This is a genomic window from Cohnella sp., from assembly GCF_041640265.1.
Taxonomy (GTDB): domain Bacteria; phylum Bacillota; class Bacilli; order Paenibacillales; family Paenibacillaceae; genus Cohnella.
Window position 1 is genome coordinate 1 of the sequence record NZ_JBEQAP010000040.1, and the last position, 21837, is coordinate 21837.

The following is a 21837-nucleotide window of genomic DNA, read 5'->3' on the forward strand; positions in this document are numbered from 1 at the left end:
GGCCCCCGTTGCGAGAGGAGCGGGAGAGCGAATCGTCCAGTATGAGTTGACGAGAGGGGGATTGGAGTCGATGTGGAGAAAATAACTGTAAAACAAACAGTAATTATCAATCAATCGCATGCCATTTCCAGTTTTACTGCAAAAGGTACAGGTAAAATGGCTTATTTCCCGGTATGAGGACAGAAACAGTTAAATTGGATGTAGGTTGTGCAGGTAGATGATTTTGTTCAACATATATAACTGAATTAACGGTATGTTTTACAGTTCACGGTTCTGAAGAGAGTTTGTTAGGACAAATGGGGAACGATAGAGAGGTTCGGCGTTTGGCCACCAGTAACCAAATAAGAAACGGGACGGAGAAGAATGCAGATCTGCTCCGTACCGTTTTCGTCAATTCCATTTAACTAAAAGCGATCTGTCCCTGAAGTGAGCTTACTTACTTTCGAGACAGCTCCTTTTCACCTTTGATCCGGGTAAGTTTCTCCGGGTTGGAGACAAGATAAACGGCGCGAATCGAGTCGAAATTATCGTCCGGCTCGAGTGCGAAAGCAACTGGGGGCTTATCTTTGCGTAGAAGGAGCAGTCCTCGCTGTCCGCTGATCCATACATGATGCAACTGTCCCGTGAGCGAGCCTTTGCCGGCAATTCCTTCGAAGAAAGCGGCGATCCGATCGCGGCCTTCGATTGGATTAAGCGCCGCGCGCACGATGCCGCCGCCATCGCTGAGCATCACCGCGTCTTCGGTGAGCAGCTGGATGAATGTCTCGAAGCGACCAGTGTCGATCGCTTGAGCGAACGATTGCACGAAGCGGTCGATCGAAGCGTCGAGCGCGGCTTCGTTCTCGGAGCGCGGACGTTGGCCGATCTTCGCGGCGGCGCGGCTATAGATTTTACGGCAGGCGGCTTCGGACTTATCCAGCATCACGGCGATGTCGGCGTAATCGTACCCGAGCGACTCACGCAGCACGAACACGGCGCGCTCCGGGGGCGTGCATGTTTGCAGTAATACGAGCAGGGCATAGCCGAGCCGTTCGCGGCGAAGCACACGTCCTTGCGGTTCGTCCTCCGAATCGAACTCGATGACAGGCTCCGGAAGCCATTGTCCGGGATAATTTTCCCGTTTACGCGGCGCGGCTTTCATCATATTGAGTATGCGGTTAGTGACCATTTTGACGAGGTAGGCTTTCGGATGCTTGATGTCGATCCCACCGAGATTGCTGACGGCGACGAACACGTCCTGTACCGCATCCTCGGCTTCGCTCATCGAACCGAGCATCCGATAGGCGATGGAAGCAAGAAGCGGCTTGTATTCACGGTATAATTGTTCAACTTCTAACGTCGTTCGGTTCGACGTCATGGCGTATCGACCTCCTATCCGTACATAAGTTTATCTTATTGATGTGTCATCAACAACAAAGCCACTCCATATAGAGTGGCTTTGTTGCGTGGTTAATCAGGTTTAGAAGCAGCCTGGGAACATGCCAGTCGCGATCGCGATGCGATTCCAGCAGTTGATGGCGTTGATCGCCATGATCAGCGCGACGAACTCACTTTCGCTGAAATGCATGCGTACCTCGTCATAGATGTCTTGCGGCACGCCCGCCTCGGAAATGAGCGTGACCGCTTCGGTCAGCGCGAGCACAGCGCGTTCCTTCTCAGTGAACATAGGCGCTTCGCGCCAAACGATGATCAGGTTCAACCGTTGCTCGGTTTCGCCCATGTTGCGCAAGTCGCTTGAGTGCATATCGAGGCAATAAGAGCATCCGTTGATTTGCGAAGCCCTGATTTTGATTAACTCATATAGCACGGGATCGAGGCCCATTTTTTTCACCGCATCTTCTAACTTAAGCAACGCCTGAAAGCCTGCGGGATTGGCTGCGCGGTGGTTCATTCGCAATTTCATATTCATTCCTCCATTAATTTCACGTTCTCCTATATAGACAATTGAAACATCCGATTTGTGACAGGCGGTAAGCCCTGATTTATGATAAAAGGGAAAACTTATAAGGGCTTGGTGACGTCTAATGTTTTGTAAGGAGGGAGGATACAATAATCGTGAAAATAGGAGAATTGATAATGAAAAATTTTGTGATAATTATGTTCATTTGTGTAGGTATTGTTTGCGGAACCCTATCTGCTTATGCGGCGGGAGAATCGGATAAAAAACCATTAAACGAAGTTTTCGACCACATGGTGATTGTTCCTTACGATTATCAAGGTAAAGCCTTTATCAATGGGCAAAAAACCGACGTTTTTGAAGATTATCAAATGGTTCAGAGAAATGGACGCGTATTGGTCCCGATTCGATTGATGGGTTATCTCGCCGATCAATCTAATCCGCATAATAATAGTATGTGGGCAACGATCTGGCAGCCTCAAAAGCCCGATGAAGTGCTCTTAACTAACTCCAAATTAAATAAGACCATTAAGTTTACGGTAAACAGTAAAACGATGATGGTAAATAACAAACCGCAAACCTTGGATATCGCACCGCAAAGAATAAATGGCCGAATCGTACTGCCCTTAAGGAGTGCATCCGAGGCTTTGGACAAAAAAATCGAATGGCTGGACGGACTGATCCTAATCAGTGACGAATACGTAGATTTGCAGCATCCGCAGACGCTAGCGATAAAGGATCAAATTAAAGCTGAACTGAGCGATACTCGCAAACGGGTGGATTACCAAAAAACCGCATTCCCTATTACGAAATACGGTAATATCATGTACTATTTCAAGCGCGATTATAATCATAACGGTACGATAGACAAAATGTACAAAAAAGCAGACGGACAGAAGGAGGTCCAAGTTCAATTACCGGGAACCCTAGATTTAGAAAATAGGAGATTCATTAATGACGAGCTCTATTACGTTTCTATGGTGAATAACAAATGGGAGTTAGATGTGTTCAATTTCGCCAATAATAAGTCTAGAAAAATGGTTGAACTTGATCAATGGGTCCCAAGAGACGGATGGCTGGAAGATATCAAGTATATCGATAACGAATTGTATATCATCCTGCATTATGGGGATGGGACTATGGGTGGTGAAACTTTATACAAGGTTGTTAATGGTACATTGAAAAACGTTGTATATGCAAAAAACTTCATTAATTATATAAAAGCAGGAGAATATATATATCATACGGACATTCATCACATGTCCGTCGGGGATGATAATTTAAATCGGGTCGACATGAAAACGGGAGAAGTTACCTCAATAGGTCAACCAGGATATGCCTATGGAATCTACCGGACTATAGAGGACCAGGGAGGGATTAGATTTTCAGGCAACGGTGCATTATATATCAAGGACGACTACCTGTATACATTAGGATATAAGGATAGCGATCCTAAAGACGAAGGCTCCGTTTACAAAATCAATCTGGCAGATCAAACACAGGTCAAGCTTACCTCAGCGGCTAAACAATTCTGGATAGAAGACAACAAAATTTATTATATCGACTCAAAGACAGGGTATCTGGGGAGAGTTGATCTAGATGGAAACAACAATCAGATTCTAGTCGAAAGAAAAGCAGGGCATGTGCAGTTCTTTAATGGAAGCATCTACTATAATGATAACTTGAGTGGCGGCTTTTTCGATCCAGGAGAGTTATATCGCTATGATATAGAGGATGAGAAGGAAGTAAAGTTAAGTGATAAACCGGTCAGTTCATTTTTTGTGGGTAAAGCTGGTGTTTATTATGTGTCTAATGGCTATGATTTAGGATTATATAAGATCGATGCAGGCGGTCACAATGTTCGCTTTGTTAAAGACAGCATAGATCGGGGAATATTAACCGATGCCGGGATGGTCTATACGATGACGTATAAGGAAGGGATATACTCAGTGAAGTAACAGAGTATTTACAGAAAAAGGGAACAGCCATTATGCTGTTCCCTTTTTTTAATGGTGCATAAAACTCTTTCCATATAGGCTCAATGTTCATAGTGAAATTCCTCCAAACCGTGTCGTTGAACTATAAGACGTAATTATTTAGAAAAAGATGCAGATGTGTGCATTATCGGCATGATTAATTCCCGCGATTATGTTTAATATACTTATATAACCATTTCTGGCATCAGAATATATTACATATTATAGAAAATTTATCATATCTTTCAGCAAAATCTTTTTCAGAATGTTACAAAATCTATCGGAGGAATAAAGAATAGTTTACTAGAAATATTTAGTATACATTTTTAACCATTTGAGGAGGAATTATATTGAATATTAGTAGGAGCATTAAGAGCATTGCCGGGGCTTTATTAACCCTATTCTTGCTATTTACCGCAGCCATGCCAATTCAGGCGAGGGTATACAACGATGATCGGACAACAATAGTTGATCAGAATAACGATTACGCGTTTGTTCAATTTGGTGATGCAGCGATTGCTTCTTATGAGGGATCGATTGCAGGGTTTGAATCTACGAAACCATCTAAGGGGCAAAAATTAAATTTGAACTCCCAAGAGTCTGCGAAGTATGGGAAAAGACTTGAAGCCCAACGGGAAAACTACAAAAAATGGTTAGCGAAACAGCTTCCTCATGTCACGGTAATAACTGAATACGCCGTAACGTTTAACGGTCTTGGTCTGAAGCTTAACGGAGCTTCGTTGAAAGAAATAAGCCATGGACCAGGTGCGGTGAATACGGGTAATAGTGCAACCTATCGTAAAGCAATGAGCGAGAGTACGTCTTTAATCCATGCTAACCAAGCATGGACTGCGATTGGCGGTCAAGGTAATGCGGGTGCTGACATTAGAGTCGGGGTAATCGATTCCGGAGTGGATCAGTCCCATCCTTTCCTTCAACCCAATGATAATATGGCATATCCCGAAGGCTTCCCTAAAGGAGATACAAACTTCACCAGTCCGAAGGTAATCGTAGCGAAAGTATTCCATCAGCAGCCATGGCAAACTGCACAAGCGGTAGAGAGCCACGGCACACATGTTGCGGGTACGATTGCGGGAAAAGCGGGAACAATGCCTGCCATGGGGAGCAAACCTCTTAGTGGAGTGGCACCCGGTGCCTATTTAGGAAATTATAATGTATTCCCAGGTACAGTGGAGGATGCAAAAAGTCTATTTATTGCGAAGGCGGTGGAAGAGGCTGTTATCGATGGCATGGATGTATTAAATCTTAGCCTTGGAGGAACGCCTCATAAAGGTGCAGATTTGTTGGACATGACCGTAAACTCTGCCGTTGATGCTGGAGTAGTTGTCGCCATTGCAGCTGGCAATGAGGGACCGGGAGACTATACTGTAGGGTCACCAGGAACTGCGGACAAGGTCATTACGGTAGCCGCGACTACCAATAGTCATTCGTTTGCTATGTACTTAAAATCCGTGGCTTTATCAGATGGAAAAACGGCTGCCGCTACCGGCACTCAAGGAGGAGAGGTAAAAGAAGAGTTGTCAGGTGAGTATGCGCTATGGGCGGATTCTGCCGGAGGAGATAAGCTGGCTTGTTCACCAATCAGCGGAACGCCATTGCAAGGAAAGCTTGCAGTCATCCAGCGAGGGGCGTGTACTTTTGCAACAAAAATAAACAACGCGGCTGCCGCGGGTGCCACAGGTGTCATTATCTATCAGCTTGATGGTGTATCTGAACCTATCCCCATGTCTTCTGACGGGGCCTTAATTCCTGCGGTAATGATCGGGAATGAGGCAGGAATCGAGCTAGCCAATTGGGGAGGGGATCGGAATGTTACCATTACCTATCCTCCAACTGAGATTGGGTCAACCCCAAATCTACTTGCGAACTTTAGTTCTTGGGGACCAACGCCAAACTACGTATTAAAACCTGACATAGCTGCTCCTGGAGTGAACATCTACTCCTCTGTTGTAGGCGGCGGCTATGAGCTTTATCAAGGCACTTCGATGGCTGCTCCTCATGTGGCAGGTGCATCAGCCGTTCTTCTGGCTTACAGTAGAGCTAACCAACTAGGATGGGGACCGGCTGAAGTCAAGTCTGCCTTGATGGGGACAGCATTTGGATTGGATGGCAGTGTTATACCGAATACGGATGTATTAGATCCTCTTAAGGTAGGTGCGGGTATTATTGATCTTGGCCGAGCGATGAACTCTCCGGGTATGGCATTCCCTTCCTCCTTAAGCTTCGGACTCGTTCGTCCTGTCGGGAACCAAAACTATCAGATGACATTTACTCTAGTAAACCCATCTGATAGTGAGCTGAGTTATACAATAAGTAGCGACAATGACTTAAGTCTAAGTGAAACTGAGGTAACCGTGCCTTCGAAAGGAAGCACAGAAATTACCGTTGCCGTGCTTAACCGGGGCGTCCATTCAGGCGGCCAACAGGGTACTCCTGAATTCGAGCGCGGGTACATTACCATAAGCTCTGCTAAAGGAAATATTCGAATCCCTTACCTATATGTAATAGATTATAACCGCTAAAGTTGAGGATTTTTATAGAAGGCTGAAATTGTCGATGCGATTAATTTGGTCAAAATGATTGACCGAGACTGGACCCGGGCGTCCCCAAGTAATGTGGGGACGTCGGTTCCGGTACCGGAAGAAAAAGGGAATATGCTCATCGTGTCGAAATAGAGAAGAAGCTAGCAATATATAGGTTGCGAGGAGCCCGTCGCAATGAAAGATATGCTAAAGTTTCTTTTTGTTCAATTCGCACGATATCCTTGGCAGTCGGCGACGTTATTCTTGCTCATGATCATCACGCTTGCCTATCAGGTAACGTTCTCCTATAGCTTCAAAACCCTCATTGACGATATTCTCATTCCTCGACAATTCGACAAGCTTATTTTATTCCTATCTTATTTAGTCGCAGGGGCCATCCTCTCATCTGGTGCGGATCTAGCTGCAGACACCATCTTGCTGAAGACAGGTTTGCGAATGCAGGATGAGCTGCGGTACCGCATTTTCAGACACATGCAGATGCTGCCGGAATCTTACTACAGACGGCAAAGTCCCAGCTCGGTCGTAGCCAGGCTGTCCACGGATTTGAATACGATGCATGCGACATTCCTGGCGCTTATATCGGTTATAAATGCTGGACTTGGACTTCTTTTCTCCCTAACCCTGTTGTATGTGATGAACAAATGGTTTTTCCTCTTGCTGATTGTCGGCCTTCCCATATGCTTTATTATTCCGAAGTTAATGAACCGAAGTGTTATGGACGCAAGCGATTTGTATAAGACAAGAGAAAATTTCAACGAGATTATCTTGGACCGCTTGACCTTTCACCAAATCATACGCGGCTTTGGGCTGCAAGCTTGGGAACATAAGCGATTGGTCGAAATGACGGACGAAGTGGCTCCAATGGGCTTTAAAGCGCAGTTGTTAAGAACGATGATGGGTAAATCAGTAGCCATTGCGCTGCTAATGCTCAACGTAACCCTCATAGCTGTCGGAGCTTATCTGAGCAGGTACGACTTAATGACCATCGGCATACTGGTATCCTTTCAGAGCTTTTATCTGCGCATCAGCAGCTACGCCTCCTCCCTGACCCGGTATTTTCCGCAGTTTGTGCAGGCGACTCTTAGTTGGGGACGGCTTAGCAGAGTGATATTAAGCCAGCAGACTAATCCCGCGGAGCTAACGGAAACGATAAGTCCGATACCGATGCTATCTAGTGAGCTGGAGTTGTCCCATGTCTCCTTCGGATATACGGAGTTTTCCAAATCATTAAATAATATTAACCTGACCTTCCCCCATGGAATGCATTGTTCGGTTGTCGGCTCCAGTGGCTCGGGCAAAACCTCGATCGTCAACCTGTTGATGAGATACTATGAACCGAATGAAGGCTCTATCCTCATGGACGGAATCGATGTGCGAGACCTGCCTCTAGATGCTTATCGCAGGATGATCGCCTACGTTCCTCAGGAAATCGTGTTGTTTAATAGCAGCTTACGCGAAAATATTCGGGTCGGCAGACTTACGGCTACGGATGAGGAAGTCGAGGCAGCTGCGAAATCGGCGGACATTCATGAATGGATCGCCTCACAGCCAGGAGGTTATGAGGCTATGGTAGGCGAGCGGGGACGGTTTCTCTCGGGAGGTCAGAAGCAGCGGATTGCTCTAGCCCGAGCGTTCGTACGAAATTCGTCCATCCTCCTGCTGGACGAAGCCTCGTCTGCGCTTGACCCCGGAACGGAACAAGCGATTAACGATTCACTAGGCAGGATCAGCGATTCAGCAACGATCATCTCCGTTACCCACCGCTTACAGACGATAGAGCATACGAATCGTATTTTTGTCATGCATAAGGGTGAGCTGGCAGGAGTCGGTACCCACTCTGAATTGTTAAAGAACTGCAGCGTATATCAGAATTTATGGTCCAAGCAAAGCGGGTTTGTCATTAGCGATGACGGGACAAGCGCCGACATTTTGCCGGAGCGGCTGAAGCTAATTCCATTGTTCCAAAGCCTTGATGAAATAGAGCTTGCGGAAATCCAAAAGAGACTTGTAACGGAAAAAGTGGAAGCCGGTGTCACGATCATGAAGCAAGGGGAAGAAGGTAACCGATTCTACATCATTGTCAGAGGGCAGGTTGAGGTGCTGCAGCATAGCGGATTTGAAGAAGATCGTTCGCTTGCCGTGTTGGAGGACGGGGATCATTTCGGAGAAATGGCTCTGTTGAAGCAAATTCCGAGGACGGCGACGATCCGAACCTTGACTCCTTGCGTGTTATTGACGATGCATCGAGAATGGTTCCAGGAGGCCATTGAACATTCTCCACAGTTAAAACTGCGGCTAGAGAACAGCTATGCGGAACGGATCTTAATTCATCGATAATTGAACATAAAACGTCGTAGCCTCGTTCAGCACGCTTTTTGCGTAAATTTTCCCTTTATGCTGCTCAACAATGGATTTAGCTATCGCTAGACCGAGGCCATACCCGCCATGCTTACGTGATCGGGATTGATCAACGCGGTAGAAGCGATCGAAGATTCTTTCCAGATGCTCGGGCGGGATACCTTCGCCGGAATTGGTCACCGATAGCAGAATATCGTTATGTCGCTTTCTGAGCGCGACAGCTATAGAACCCTTAGGGCTGGTGTACTTGATGCTATTATCCAATAGGATCATGACCACCTGCTTGATTTGCTCGCTGTTGCCGCGTACGGTTAAGTCAGGTTCAATCTCATAGCTGAGTGAAATACTTTTTTCGAAAATAACGGCTTCCATAGTCAGAACGACGCTTTCGACGGCTTCGCTCACATTAAAGTTAGTAAAGATCATGCGGGCTCTGGAATCGTCCATTTCGGTCAGGTACAGGAGATCGTTAGTCAGCGTCTTCATTCTATCTGTTTCCGATTTAATCCGATGCAGCCATTTCGATTGATTGTGTATCGTGTCTTCGCTGTTGGACAAGAGGACGTCTGCATTGGTGTTAATGACGGCTAACGGCGTTTTCAATTCATGGGAAGCATCGGCGATAAACTGCTTCTGCTTATTGAATGCTTCCTTCACTGGAGCAATGGAGCGGTTGGCGAAAAATCGGCTCGTAAAGTAGATGACGATAAGCATAACCAATCCGACAACAAGGAACGTATACACGAGATTCGTAACGATTTTCTGCTGGGCGGTGACGTCAAGGAATGTGATGAAATACCCTGCTTCATTCTTTTGTGTGAGATAAGCCCATCTATTTCCGTCCAGGTTAAATTGGCCATTATCCGAATGATTGGAGGAGGCTTTATTAATTGCAAGTTCATAGAAATCGCTGTCCATATTGAATCGGGAGTTTGTGACCGTAATATTCCACTCCTCGTCTGTTTGCAAGGAGAAGGAGATCGAGCGTTCTTGCTGCGGGTTCGTACTACCCGTCGACTCCTGCGGGGGATGGCCTCCTCCCTGTCGCTGCTCTCCGAAATTCCCGTCAGACTTGCGGGAGAAATCCGATACCTTGTGCAGCTCCATATCGATATCTCTGCGAACGTTCTGATAGGTAATCGTGTAAATAGAAGCGAAAGACAAGAGCATCATGAATGAGATGATAACCAAGTTAACGATAAGAAACCGATTCCGGAGTTTATTGAACATTACGAGGCCACCTCCAATACATAACCTACGCCTCTGATAGTATTTATTCGGACCGATGAATTCAGGAAGGTGAGTTTTTTTCTTATGAAAGAGATATAAACCTCTACGTTATTATGTTCAACCTCTGAATCGAAGCCCCATAGCTTCTCGATAATCTGCTCCTTGGAGGTCACCGCATTTTTCCTCGACATCAGCAGCTCAAGCAGCTCGCTTTCCTTTAAGATCAGCTTGAGCTCCTTTCCTTTGCATGTGAGCTTAAGATTCCCCGTGTTTAAATCAATATCTCCAAGCTTTAACGCATCCTCCGGTACTACCTCGCCCCTGCGCCTTAAAGCCGCCCTTATTCTTGCCAATAGTTCCTCTGTCGAGAACGGTTTGGCTATATAATCGTCCGCGCCGTAATCGAGCCCGGAGATTTTGTCGGAAATTTCCCCTTTGGCGGTAAGCAGAATAACGGGCGTTGAGATCCCTTTGCCCCGAATCGTCTTCAATAGTGTGATGCCATCCATTTCAGGCAGCATGATATCGAGCAGTAGACAATCATATATGCCGCTTAGCGCGTTATCCAGCCCCGATTGTCCATCATGAACGGCATCGACGGAGTAATTATGCTTCTTTAAGATTTGGGTTAACGCCTCCGCTAGATGAACCTCATCTTCTACAATTAATATTCTCATGGTCGCTTCCCCTTCGCGTAATCATGGTAAAGCCTCTTTCAAGACCATTATATTAATCGAACCTTTAATCAACCTTAATATTAGCATGAGTTCGCGCCATGAAGAAAAAACGAATTGTTTTCAGAAAGTTATCGGATTGTTATCGGATATTTAAGATTCATTAAAGGTTCCGGCTCTAAGATACAGTCATGGAACGGCGAACATTCGCCCACATGAAAGGAGCGCGAGAACGATGGCGATCGAGGTGTTCAACCGATATGAAAGCAAGTATCTAATGGACAGCAAGACATTTTACATCATTTATAACGGATTGCTCGAATATATGGAGCTGGATGAATATAACAAGCACGATAAGTTCTATTCCATCAGCAACATTTATTACGATACCGAGCATGATTCCTTGATCCGAAATAGCCTGGCGAAGCCGAAGTACAGGGAGAAGCTCCGAATAAGAGCTTACAGTATTCCGGAGAAAGACGCAAAGGTGTACTTGGAGCTTAAGAAGAAGGTGTTCGGCTTAGTGAACAAAAGAAGGACGGCACTGAAGCTTAGCGAGGCTTATGATTTCGTCCGAACGGGAGCGGAGCCGGAATTCAGGGAGGGTATGAACAAGCAAGTAATCCAGGAAATCCAGTACTTCCTGCAGCGGTACGACTTACAGCCGAAATTGTATCTGGCTTATGACCGAATCGCGCTGTTCTGCAAGAATAACCGGGATTTACGGATTACGTTCGATACGAATATCAGATCCAGACGGTATGACGTTAAGCTTGAAAGCGGCGACTACGGGGAAGAGTTGCTGAGCCGCGGTCAGTGGCTGATGGAAGTGAAGGCGGAGAAAACGATACCGATCTGGCTTTCCAGGATGCTGTCGGAGCTCGGAATATTTAGGACGAGCTTCTCCAAGTACGGCAACGAATACAAAAAAATGCTTGCGAACGGAAAAATAGAGAGGGAGAGAATTCTTTTATGATTGAATCCATTTTCGCTTCGACGACAACAGGTTCGGAATTAACATTAACCCATGCTTTGTTAACCATCTTCATTTCTATCGCTTTAGGCGCGATCATTAGCTTTACTTATATGAAAACGCAGGTCGGGTATACACAGAATTTCGTTTTGACGATGATCGTGCTGCCCATGATTGTGGCCATCATTATCCTGCTGATCGGCAACAACATTGCAAGAGCCTTTAGTCTTGCAGGAGCCTTTTCCATTATTCGGTTCAGAAGCGCGCCGGGAGATCCGAAGGATATCGCGTTCGTATTGTTTACAATGGCAGCCGGACTCGCATGCGGCGTCGGATCGTTCGGTTACGCCGTATTGTTCACAGTATCCCTCTGCATGCTGATGTTCTTCCTGAAAGTTATTAACTTCGGGGCCAAAAAAGCGGCACAGAAATTACTTAAAATCACGATCCCGGAAAATCTGGGGTACGAGGAAGCCTTCGACGAGATCTTCAAGCTATTCAAGATCGATTACGAGTTGAGAAAAGTTAGAACGACCGAGCTGGGCAGTCTGTATGAGCTGGTATATGCGGTTACGATCGACCATCTCACGAACCAGAAAGAATTTCTCGATGCCATCAGGTGCAGGAACGGGAATCTGGATATCACCTTAACGATGAGTCCCACCGCTTCAGAATACTAAAATGAGAGAGGAAAGATGAACAATGAAAAAGCTATGGATGAGTAAAAAATTAGGGGTTATTCTTTTATGCGCCGCTCTGATATCGGCATGCAGCGATAATTTCACAACTACTACTACGTCAAGTGCAGAGGCTTCATCCGAAGTAACAGAGGTTCAGATGAATGAATCCACCTCTGGTGAGCAGGTAGCCAGCATCGATCTGAACGATAAGGTCGAGTTTGCTGCCGATGATGCTTACACGGACTGGACTTCGGCGAATCCGACCGAAATCAAGCTGAATGGTACCGGTGCAAGCATAGATGGTTCAGGGGCAGAGGCGAAAGACAGTACGATTACGATTACGTCGGCTGGAACCTATGTGTTGAGCGGAAAGCTTGATGACGGTCAAATCGTTGTAGATGTGCAGGATAAGGGGACCGTTCGCTTGGTGTTAAACGGAACGGAGCTTCATAATAGCAGCACCTCGCCGATCTACGTGAAGGAAGCGGGCAAGACGATCATTACTTTGCAGGAGGGAACAGAAAACCTGGTCTCGGATGGAGCAACCTACGTATACCCGGATGCAACCACGGATGAACCGAATGCAGCAATATTCAGCCATGACGGTCTGACATTCAACGGCACTGGAAGGCTGATCGTTCAAGGTAATTATAATAACGGGATCGTGAGTAAGGATGAGCTGAGAATAACGGGAGGAGCCATTGAGATCCACGCTGTTGACGATGGGCTGTTGGGACGTGATCTGGTCGCAGTCCAAGAAGGTAATGTTACGATTGAAGCGGGAGGACACGGCATCAAAACATCAAACGATGAGGTAGATTCCCTGGGCATCATAGCCATAGAGGGCGGTTCGTTTAACATTCGTTCAGTTGAAGATGCCATGCACAGCAGCGGCGGCATTCAAATCTTTGGCGGCGATATCGAAATCGCTGCGGACGATGATGGGATTCATGCGGATGTCTCAATCGCTATCGCGGGAGGAACGATCGATATTACCAAGAGCAATGAAGGGATCGAAGCTTCTACGATCGTTATTTCGGAGGGTAAGATCAGTCTTGTTGCCAGCGATGATGGGGTGAATGTAGCAGGTGGAGTTGATGGTTCCGCATCAAGCAACAAGCTTACGATTAGCGGAGGATATTTAACCGTTAATTCGCAAGGCGACGGATTGGATGCGAACGGTTCGATTGAGATGACTGGCGGTACAGCTATTGTTAATGGTCCGACTAATAGTGGCAATGGCGCCTTAGATTACGATGGCACCTTTGTAATGACGGGCGGATTCCTCGTTGCCGCTGGAAGCTCCGGTATGGCTCAAGCTATGTCCGAGCAATCGACGCAATATGGTATTCTGATGACTTATCCTCAGAACCAGCAAGCAGGCACGATTGCTCATTTGGAAGATAGCGAAGGAAATGACATCATCACCTTCGCGCCATCGAAAAATTATCAGTCCGTGTTTATCAGCTCGCCGAGCTTGAAGAAGGATGCTTCTTACATCCTTTACTCGGGAGGAACGTCGACTGGCAGTGAAGCGAACGGTCTTTACGACGGCGGCGAATATAAGGACGGGACGAAGGTAGTCGAGTTTGAGGCATCAACCATTGTTACCTGGTTGAACGAGTCGGGAGTGACCGAAGCCAGAAGCGGGATGGGAGGACCCGGCGGCAATGCCGGAATGGGCGGTCCAAGGCAGGGTGGAGGCGGAGGGAGAATGCCGCCTAACGGGGAACAGCCGAATATGGCGCAGTAATTAACAATCCATAAAGAACCTCCGGCTCCATTTTAAATAATGGATTCGGAGGTTTTTTCTAGCCATATAGGTTTCAGAGATTAGTTATATTTCTACCGCTAATTGATTCAAAAAACGATTGAAAGCACGAGCTGTGATCACGTATAATTCGGTGCTTAATGACGATATCCCTTCGACTCAGGGAGGGGATGACTTGTTCGATTATTATTCAGCTTCTGAGCAAAGGGGGATATTTCCATATAGGGGTTCGAGAAGATCGGGCGAACGGGATATCGTCATAAAGAAGTGAGAAAACACCGAAAAGAATCCTCCATCAAAATGGCACAATTGAATGAAACACTAACTGAATGAAACACTCACTTGAACATAAAAAAACTTTGTTCTATAATGCGCATTTACGGAAGCACATTACCTGCCGCACGATATATACCGTACCACTCTTCGCGCGTCAGTTGAACTTCGCTTGCCTTACAGCAATCTTTTAACCGGTCGATATTCATTGTGCCAATGACTGGTTGCATGTGTGCGGGATGGCGTAAAAGCCATGCGATGGCAATCGTCGTGTTGCTAACTTCGTATTTATTTGCGATTTCATCGATCTTTTGATTCAATTCCGGGAACTTGTCGTTATCGAGGAATACGCCCTCAAAGAATCCATACTGGAAAGGCGACCAAGGCTGTATAGTGATATCGTTCAGTCTGCAATAATCCAGTATGAGGCCATCACGGTTAACGGCGGCATCATTCTCCATATTCACATTAAAGCCTTGAGTGATCATCGTGGCGTTCGTGATACTTAATTGCAGTTGGTTGGCAACAAGCGGCTGCTTCACCGACTTCTTCAGCAGCTGGATCTGCATTGGAGTCTGATTGGATACACCGAAATGGCGTACTTTGCCCGAGCTTTCAAGAAGATTAAAAGCCTCCGCCACTTCTTCCGGTTCTACCAGCGTATCCGGACGGTGCAGAAGCAGAATGTCCAGATAATCGGTTTTTAGCCGCTTCAAAATCCCGTCCACCGATTCTAAAATATGTTCTTTGGAAAAGTCGAACATTCCCTTACGAATGCCGCACTTGGATTGCAGGATGATCTTCTCGCGAATATTCGCATTCATATGAATGGCATCCGCGAATATTTCCTCACAGGTTCCACCGCCGTATATATCCGCATGGTCGAAGAAATTCGCTCCTTCTTCCAGCGCAGTTTGGACAAAACGTTCGGATTCGGTTTTCCCAAGGGAATTAATACGCATGCAGCCGACTGCAACGACCGGCACCTCTAATGTGCTGTTTCCTAGTTTCATTGTCCTCATGATTTATGTCCTCCTTAGTGATTGGGTAATGTGATTGATTGGCTTGTCGCAGGAAAAGTATAACCGAAGGAATAGTCTTTCATAAGAGCTGAAATTTTATATAGTAAGTAAATGCAAAGTAACCTCTTACACTTCTCCCTCATAATCAACAACTAACTCAGCTCGTTGAGAAGCAATCTATGCGCACACGAGTTGGAACGCCCAACTCAGTCATAAGTAGCAAGCCACCCTCTACAGTAATAGACCACGTAAACCAACTAATTTTCGTACTTCTGGTAGTGAAATTGTGTTTTTCAATAACCAACATTCTACTAAATTGTGTATGAAATTTCATACACAATAATCCCTGCTACGACATTCTGCTTAATTCTATTTGAAAAATCATACACATTAGACTCGGCAACGATATTCTGCTTAATTCTGTATGAAAATTCATATACAATAAGAACAGATTGGTAACCTATCAGTGAAGAATATAAATTAGAGAGGCGGTTCTGAGGGATGTCGCATGAACCCGATGGTACAATAGAAAGCCCAACATCCAATTTACGAGCATACATCGATTCCTTAGAAATGCAGGAGCGGTTATATAAACGGACTTTGCTTATTGTTGTCATGTCGCAAATTTTCGGCGGTGCAGGGCTTGCGGCAGGAGTAACTGTCGGAGCACTCCTAGCTCAGGATATGTTGGGTGCCGACAGTTTTGCAGGTATTCCTTCGGCGTTGATTACTCTTGGTTCTGCTGCGGCCGCACTGATTGTTGGGCGACTTTCTCAACGTTTAGGACGCCGCATTGGACTCGCGACAGGATTCTTGGCTGGAGGCATTGGTGCGATCGGGGTAGTCATTGCAGCTGTAGGTGACAATATTCCACTTCTTTTTGCTTCGTTACTTCTCTATGGGGCAGGCACTTCTACAAACTTACAAGCACGCTATGCGGGTACAGACTTAGCAAAGCCTAAACAACGTGGAACTGCAGTCAGTATTGCATTGGTTTCAACTACATTCGGTGCTGTTGGGGGTCCGAACTTGGTTGATGTAATGGGCAGGTTCGCCGCTTCGCTTGATGTCCCAGCCCTAGCCGGTCCTTTCATACTGGCTGGAGCAGCCTTTATCCTTGCTGGTCTGGTACTACTGGCTTTTCTCCGCCCAGACCCATTCATCGTTGCCAAAGCAATCGCCGAAGCGCAGGAAAAGGATCAAGGGCACGTCTCAGACACGAAATCGAATATACAAGCGACAAACAACCGAGGGATCATTGTTGGGGTCACAGTAATGATATTAACCCAGATCGTTATGGTCGCCATTATGACAATGACGCCAATTCACATGATTCACCATGGATATGGCTTGGCTGAGGTAGGGCTAGTCATCAGTATTCATATCGGCGCGATGTTCCTTCCCTCCCTTGTGTCGGGTGTACTCGTTGATAAGGTCGGACGTACTGCAATGTCGTTTGCTTCAGGAATTATTCTATTAACTGCTTGCATTCTTGCTGCTCTTGTACCTGCCGATTCCATGTTATTACTCATTACTGTTCTGGCGCTGCTAGGTCTTGGTTGGAACTTTGGCTTAATTAGCGGCACAGCGCTTATCGTGGATGCGACTCATCCAGCCACTCGTGCCAGAACTCAAGGAAATGTTGATGTCTTGATTGCTTTAGCGGGGGCATCGGGCGGCGGACTTTCTGGCATGGTTGTAGCCCATTCCAGTTATGCTACACTCTCACTTGCCGGGGGCATCCTTTCACTGTTACTGATACCAGTCGTTATCTGGTCTCGCAGCAGTCGAAAAATGGAGATACCCAAAAATATGATAAACTAACTCCTTGCCGATCTTGCAAATAATCCATAAAGGGTGTAGTTCATATGCTTTTGCGAACGGAGCATGCGGTGTTTGCTCAACTTCTGATTTCTGGTGCGCTCGTGCACGAGGGAACATTCGAGGCGATGTGTGAGATGCTTGAGGTACAAATTAACCCTAACCTGGTATTCATCGTCTCGATCGATCGTTATCCGGAATTGGCTGCAGGGATGACGGTGGATTGGAGAATCGACATTGGTCAAAAATTAGTAGAGGCGGTACACAAAGCGATTTCGGAGCCGTTTCTTTGGATATGGACGGAGCAAGGGATACTAGCGGTATTGATCGAACTGCCGAACAGCGGCAGCCATGAACCGCAATTGTATAAACGTCCGTTATCGATTGTGAAGAAAATACAAGAACTGACCGACGCGCAAGGCTTCTCCGTTTCTGCAGGAATTGGCCCTGGTTACGAAAGTCCTTACTTGCTATACCGTTCCTATGAGGAAGCCAAGCAATCAATGGAGGACCGTTTCTTTCAAGGCAACCGTATCATCTATCAATACGAACAAGAAAAAAGGCAGGTAAGGGAATTGAAAAAGCCGGTTGCTGCGGAAGAAAAGATAGAGTTGCTTGCGCGTGTACGAATCGGCGATGTGGAAGGTTCCGTCAGCTACTTGAAGGTAATATTGGAACGAATCGCAACAACGTATAAGTTTCACGTCGATATGTTTAAGTCGGAAGTGATTGACTTGATCATGTCCTTGTCTCGAATGGTTCTCGATATGGGCGGCGATGGAGCGGTGATTTTATCGGAAAATGCGCGGATGATCCAATCTCTCATCGGCACGGTTAGATATGATAACTTTGTTAACAAACTGTGTGACTATTGGAGAAATATTGCACGTCATGCCGGTCAAGTGAATCAGTTTGAGGGATCCCCTATCATCGGAACTGCGATTAAATACATGAAAAACCATCATCAGGAAAAAGTTTCCTTAAAGGGAATTGCAGAATATTGTCATGTCAACCCGTACTATCTTGCGCATCTATTTAAAAGAGAAACTGGGATGAGCTGCTTTGAATTCCTCACCAAGCTGCGAATAGAAAAGTCATTGTATTTGTTGGATAATACGGATATGACTGTACAAAACATTGCTGTTCAGGTTGGGTTTCCCGATGCAAATTACTTTTCCCGAAAATTCAAAATCATCATGGATTGCAGTCCAAGCGGCTATAGAGAAGCAAAATTGTGCTAGATCTGAACAATTTTGCCCCATTGTATGTAAGCGCTTTCTACATTATGATTAATGTAATGCCGAACACGTAAGGAAACGTGACATAAAAAGTTAGGGGGAGGGTGATAATGGACTACTTATTTAAAAATGCAGATAAGGTGCTGGAGCTGCTTGTGGAACATGTTTCGTTAGTTGTCCTTTCGTTGGCGATTTCGTTATGCATTGCATTTCCGATTGCTATGCTCATATCGAAATTCACGAGAGCACAAGTCCCGGTAATCGGTACGTTCAGCATTATATATACGATTCCGAGTCTTGCGTTATTAGCTTTTCTGGTTCCTTTCTTCGGGTTAGGCATGAAAACAGCAATGGTTTCCCTTATTTTATATTCGCAAATGATTCTGGTACGCAATATGGTCGCGGGCATTAAGGGGATCGACCCATCAATTAATGAAGCGGCCAAAGGGATGGGAATGAATAAATGGCGCATTTTCCTGAAAATTACCGTTCCGCTTGCTCTTCCGGTCTTTATAGCCGGCATACGCATTGCTGCGATTTCCATGATCGGCATTGCCACGATCGCTGCATTTGTCAATGCGGGGGGATTAGGGAAGCTGATATTCGAAGGGATTTATCAGGATCACCCCGGCAAAATTATCGCGGGCTCTATCGCTGTTGTGGTCCTGGCCATTGGTACGGAAACGGCTCTCCGCCTGTTAGAAAGGAAAACTGCACTGAAATAAAGGAGGTGTGGGCATGAGCCTTTTCACCGATACGCTTAGGGTCATTCAGGACAAGCCAGATCAGTTCTGGGAAGCCGTAGGTATCCACTTGCAGCTCTGTTTTGTAGCTTTATTCATCAGTTTTTTAGTCAGCTATCCACTAGGTGTTTATTTGTCGAAGCGAAACCGGCTCTCCATGGCCGTCTTAAATGTGCTGTACCTTGGAAAAATCATTCCCGGTTTGGCGGTCCTTGCATTCCTGATGCCGTATGTGGGTGTCGGATTTACGCCCGCGCTAATAGCACTTATCATATTTGCCATTCCGACCATGCTGATTAATACCGTGATTGCGTTTAAAGGAGTGGACAAAAGCGTACTCGAAGCGGCAAGGGGAATGGGAATGGATCCGCTGAGAATTTTACTTAAAATCGAAACGCCTCTCGCGTTGCCAGTCGTACTGACCGGGGTAAGAACGGCTGTTGTGGAAGTCATCGCGGCTGCGGCTTTAGCCTCTTTCATCGGGGGAGGCGGTTTGGGAGATTTCATTATTAACGGAATCGCGCTTGCCCAAACGCCAATGCTGCTTGCAGGCGCCATACCCATCAGTATGATCGCCTTTGGCGGGGATATCGTTTTTGGCATAGTTGAAAAAGCGGCTAGAAAAAGAACAGGTTATTAATCAATATAATCCGACAAAGGGAATGGTGATTCGAGATGAAAACGACGATTAGAAAATTGGCGCTGCCCGTGATTGTTTTATGCTTGATGGTTTTTACAGCGGCATGCGGAAGTTCCGGAAGCACTTCGGACGGAAGCAAGCCGAAGGTGAAGATCGGCTCCAAAAACTTCACAGAACAATTCATCCTGGGAGAGCTTTACGCTCAAGCTTTGGAGGCGAATAAATATCCCGTTGAAAGAAAATTAAATCTTGGCGGCACCAATGTCGCTTTCGAAGCATTAAAGAATGGTGATATTGACCTTTACCCGGAATATACGGGAACGGCGCTATACGACGTGTTAAAGGAAGAAGCGGCGAATGATGCTCAGGCCGTTTATGATGCGGTGAAAACGGGCTACAAGAAAAACTGGAATATTGAGCTTCTGAATCAAACGCCGTTTAACAATACCTACGTGCTCGTCACGACGAAAGAAATTGCCGACAAGCACGGACTCAAAACCCTTTCCGATCTGTCAACGAAAGCGCCGGAATTGGAATTTGCGCTCATTCCGGAGTTTGAAGATCGTCCCGACGGATTGCCCGGGCTGCGAAGGGTGTATGGCGGCTTTGAGTTCAAATCCGCTAAACTGTTCGATATCGGTTTGAAATATAAAGCGTTAACCGACAAACAGGTAGATGTGACGATCGGCTTTGGCACGGACGGACAAATTGCAGGCTTCGAACTTGTCTCCTTGCAGGATGACAAAGGATTGTGGCCGCCGTATCATGCAGTTCCTCAAATTCGCGGAGAGCTGCTCGAAAGCCACCCCGAAATCGGTGAGATTATAAACAAAGTGAATACCCTTCTGACGGATGAAATGATGGCTTCCTTGAACTGGAAGGTAGACGGTCCCGACAAGGAAGAGCCGGCGGATGTCGCGAAGGATTTTCTTAAGGAACAAGGATTGATCGACTAACGCGAGGTATGAAGGGAGAGGAAGCATGAGCGCTATCGAGTTCCGGAATGTGTCGAAAAGTTATCCGGGTACAAGCGAGCCCGCGATACGCAACGTGAGCTTCAAGGTAGAGTCTGGGGAATTCATTGTGCTGCTCGGGAGCTCCGGCTGCGGGAAGACGACCTTGTTAAAGATGGTGAATCGACTCTATGAGCAATCTGAAGGCCATATATTGATCGACGGCAAAGATACGATGGCGGTTCCCGTTAACGAGCTAAGAAGAACGATCGGTTATGTCATTCAGCAAAGCGGTTTATTCCCCCATATGTCGGTCGAGCAAAATATCGCTGTGGTACCGGATATGCTCGGTTGGGACAAAGAAAGAACAAGTGCCAGAATTGATAAGCTGCTCGAGCTTGTCCATCTGGATCCTAAAGTATACCGCAAGCGGTATCCGCGGGAAATGTCGGGCGGTCAACAGCAGCGAGTAGGTTTGGCGCGGGCATTGGCCGCTGATCCTCCCTTCATGCTCATGGACGAACCGTTCGGAGCGATTGATGCGATCACCCGGACTAAATTGCAAGATGAGTTAACCAGCATTCAGAAGCAGCTTCATAAGACCATTCTGTTCGTTACGCATGATGTGGAGGAAGCCATTCGGCTCGCGGATAAAATCATTATTTTAAGGGATGGCGAGATCGTTCAGTATGATACGCCGCTGGAAATCATTCTCCATCCCAAAGCTGACTTTGTCAGGCAGTTGATAGGAGGCGATGATATATTCCGTCAAATTAGCCTTATCAACGTTACGGCCGTCATGGATAAGCTGAGCGCGCCTTACCGGAAGCCGCCTAACGCCTCCGTTTCCGATAAAAGTGACTTGAAAACGGTATTGACAATGATGCTGCGTGGTGAAGAAACGCTTCATGTGGTGAATGAAGAAGGATATGCGACTGGTATAGTTTCCCTGCCCCATATTCAAAAGCTTTGGTCACCGATAGCAGCGAAGGAAGAGGTTAAGCAGGGGGCGATCGATTGACGA

Annotated in this window: 17 protein-coding genes; 12 read left to right on the forward strand and 5 right to left on the reverse strand. The window is 46.4% G+C overall.

Features of this window, described 5'->3' with window-relative positions:
* Positions 1-436 precede the first annotated feature (436 nt).
* Together ACESLK_RS22195 and ACESLK_RS22200 are read right to left on the reverse strand one after the other, a co-directional pair.
* Positions 437-1357 carry a sigma-70 family RNA polymerase sigma factor gene (locus ACESLK_RS22195; protein ID WP_373231899.1) on the reverse strand — a complete coding sequence of 307 codons (921 nt, stop codon included), beginning with the start codon at positions 1355-1357 and terminating at the stop codon, positions 437-439.
* A 102-nt stretch (positions 1358-1459) separates the two neighbouring features.
* A complete protein-coding gene (locus ACESLK_RS22200; RefSeq protein ID WP_373231900.1) occupies positions 1460-1903 on the reverse strand; it encodes a carboxymuconolactone decarboxylase family protein in 444 nt (147 codons plus the stop codon).
* Positions 1904-2076: 173 nt separating this feature from the next.
* On the opposite strand from ACESLK_RS22200, the gene ACESLK_RS22205 reads away from it, so the two are divergent.
* From ACESLK_RS22205 to ACESLK_RS22215, 3 genes are all read left to right on the forward strand, one after another.
* Complete coding sequence (locus tag ACESLK_RS22205; RefSeq protein WP_373231901.1) at positions 2077-3855, forward strand: DUF5050 domain-containing protein; 1779 nt, start codon at positions 2077-2079, stop codon at positions 3853-3855.
* Between the two features lie 368 nt (positions 3856-4223).
* Complete coding sequence (locus ACESLK_RS22210) at positions 4224-6416, forward strand: S8 family serine peptidase (RefSeq protein WP_373231902.1); 2193 nt, start codon at positions 4224-4226, stop codon at positions 6414-6416.
* Between the two features lie 195 nt (positions 6417-6611).
* Entirely contained in the window at positions 6612-8774 is a 2163-nt protein-coding gene (locus tag ACESLK_RS22215; protein WP_373231903.1) for an ATP-binding cassette domain-containing protein, read from the forward strand.
* Here ACESLK_RS22215 and ACESLK_RS22220 read toward each other — a convergent pair.
* Together ACESLK_RS22220 and ACESLK_RS22225 are read right to left on the reverse strand one after the other, a co-directional pair.
* Complete coding sequence (locus ACESLK_RS22220) at positions 8760-10025, reverse strand: sensor histidine kinase (protein ID WP_373231904.1); 1266 nt, start codon at positions 10023-10025, stop codon at positions 8760-8762. The genes ACESLK_RS22215 and ACESLK_RS22220 overlap by 15 nt on opposite strands.
* On the reverse strand, positions 10025-10702 hold the full coding sequence (locus ACESLK_RS22225; protein WP_373231905.1) for a response regulator transcription factor: 678 nt from the start codon (positions 10700-10702) through the stop codon (positions 10025-10027). Before ACESLK_RS22225 ends, ACESLK_RS22220 begins: the two co-directional genes overlap by 1 nt.
* A 232-nt stretch (positions 10703-10934) precedes the next feature.
* On the opposite strand from ACESLK_RS22225, the gene ACESLK_RS22230 reads away from it, so the two are divergent.
* From ACESLK_RS22230 to ACESLK_RS22240, 3 genes are read left to right on the forward strand one after another with little or no spacing between them, the layout of a single operon-like run.
* Positions 10935-11675: a polyphosphate polymerase domain-containing protein gene (locus tag ACESLK_RS22230; protein ID WP_373231906.1), complete on the forward strand. Its 741-nt coding sequence runs from the start codon at positions 10935-10937 to the stop codon at positions 11673-11675.
* Complete coding sequence (locus ACESLK_RS22235; protein WP_373231907.1) at positions 11672-12352, forward strand: DUF4956 domain-containing protein; 681 nt, start codon at positions 11672-11674, stop codon at positions 12350-12352. Before ACESLK_RS22230 ends, ACESLK_RS22235 begins: the two co-directional genes overlap by 4 nt.
* Positions 12353-12374: 22 nt before the next feature.
* Positions 12375-14105: a carbohydrate-binding domain-containing protein gene (locus ACESLK_RS22240; protein WP_373231909.1), complete on the forward strand. Its 1731-nt coding sequence runs from the start codon at positions 12375-12377 to the stop codon at positions 14103-14105.
* 395 nt (positions 14106-14500) lie between these two features.
* On the opposite strand, the gene ACESLK_RS22245 is transcribed toward ACESLK_RS22240, so the two are convergent.
* Positions 14501-15418, reverse strand: coding sequence for an aldo/keto reductase (locus tag ACESLK_RS22245; RefSeq protein ID WP_373231910.1), 918 nt, complete (start codon positions 15416-15418; stop codon positions 14501-14503).
* 501 nt (positions 15419-15919) lie between these two features.
* Here ACESLK_RS22245 and ACESLK_RS22250 point away from each other — a divergent pair.
* The 6 genes from ACESLK_RS22250 (at position 15920) to ACESLK_RS22275 (ending at position 21834) form a co-directional block, all read left to right on the forward strand.
* Positions 15920-17242, forward strand: coding sequence for an MFS transporter (locus tag ACESLK_RS22250; protein ID WP_373231911.1), 1323 nt, complete (start codon positions 15920-15922; stop codon positions 17240-17242).
* A gap of 44 nt (positions 17243-17286) precedes the next feature.
* Positions 17287-18480, forward strand: a complete 1194-nt coding sequence (locus tag ACESLK_RS22255) for a helix-turn-helix domain-containing protein (protein ID WP_373231912.1) — start codon at positions 17287-17289, stop codon at positions 18478-18480.
* Between the two features lie 107 nt (positions 18481-18587).
* On the forward strand, positions 18588-19202 hold the full coding sequence (locus ACESLK_RS22260) for an ABC transporter permease (protein WP_373231913.1): 615 nt from the start codon (positions 18588-18590) through the stop codon (positions 19200-19202).
* 13 nt (positions 19203-19215) lie between these two features.
* Positions 19216-19860 (forward strand): ABC transporter permease, encoded by a 645-nt coding sequence (locus ACESLK_RS22265; RefSeq protein ID WP_373231915.1) that lies wholly within the window; start codon positions 19216-19218, stop codon positions 19858-19860.
* 35 nt (positions 19861-19895) lie between these two features.
* The gene (locus ACESLK_RS22270; RefSeq protein ID WP_373231916.1) at positions 19896-20816 is read left to right on the forward strand and encodes an ABC transporter substrate-binding protein; all 921 of its coding nucleotides are present in this window, start codon (positions 19896-19898) and stop codon (positions 20814-20816) included.
* A 25-nt stretch (positions 20817-20841) separates the two neighbouring features.
* Positions 20842-21834 carry an ABC transporter ATP-binding protein gene (locus tag ACESLK_RS22275; RefSeq protein ID WP_373231917.1) on the forward strand — a complete coding sequence of 331 codons (993 nt, stop codon included), beginning with the start codon at positions 20842-20844 and terminating at the stop codon, positions 21832-21834.
* Positions 21835-21837 lie beyond the last annotated feature (3 nt).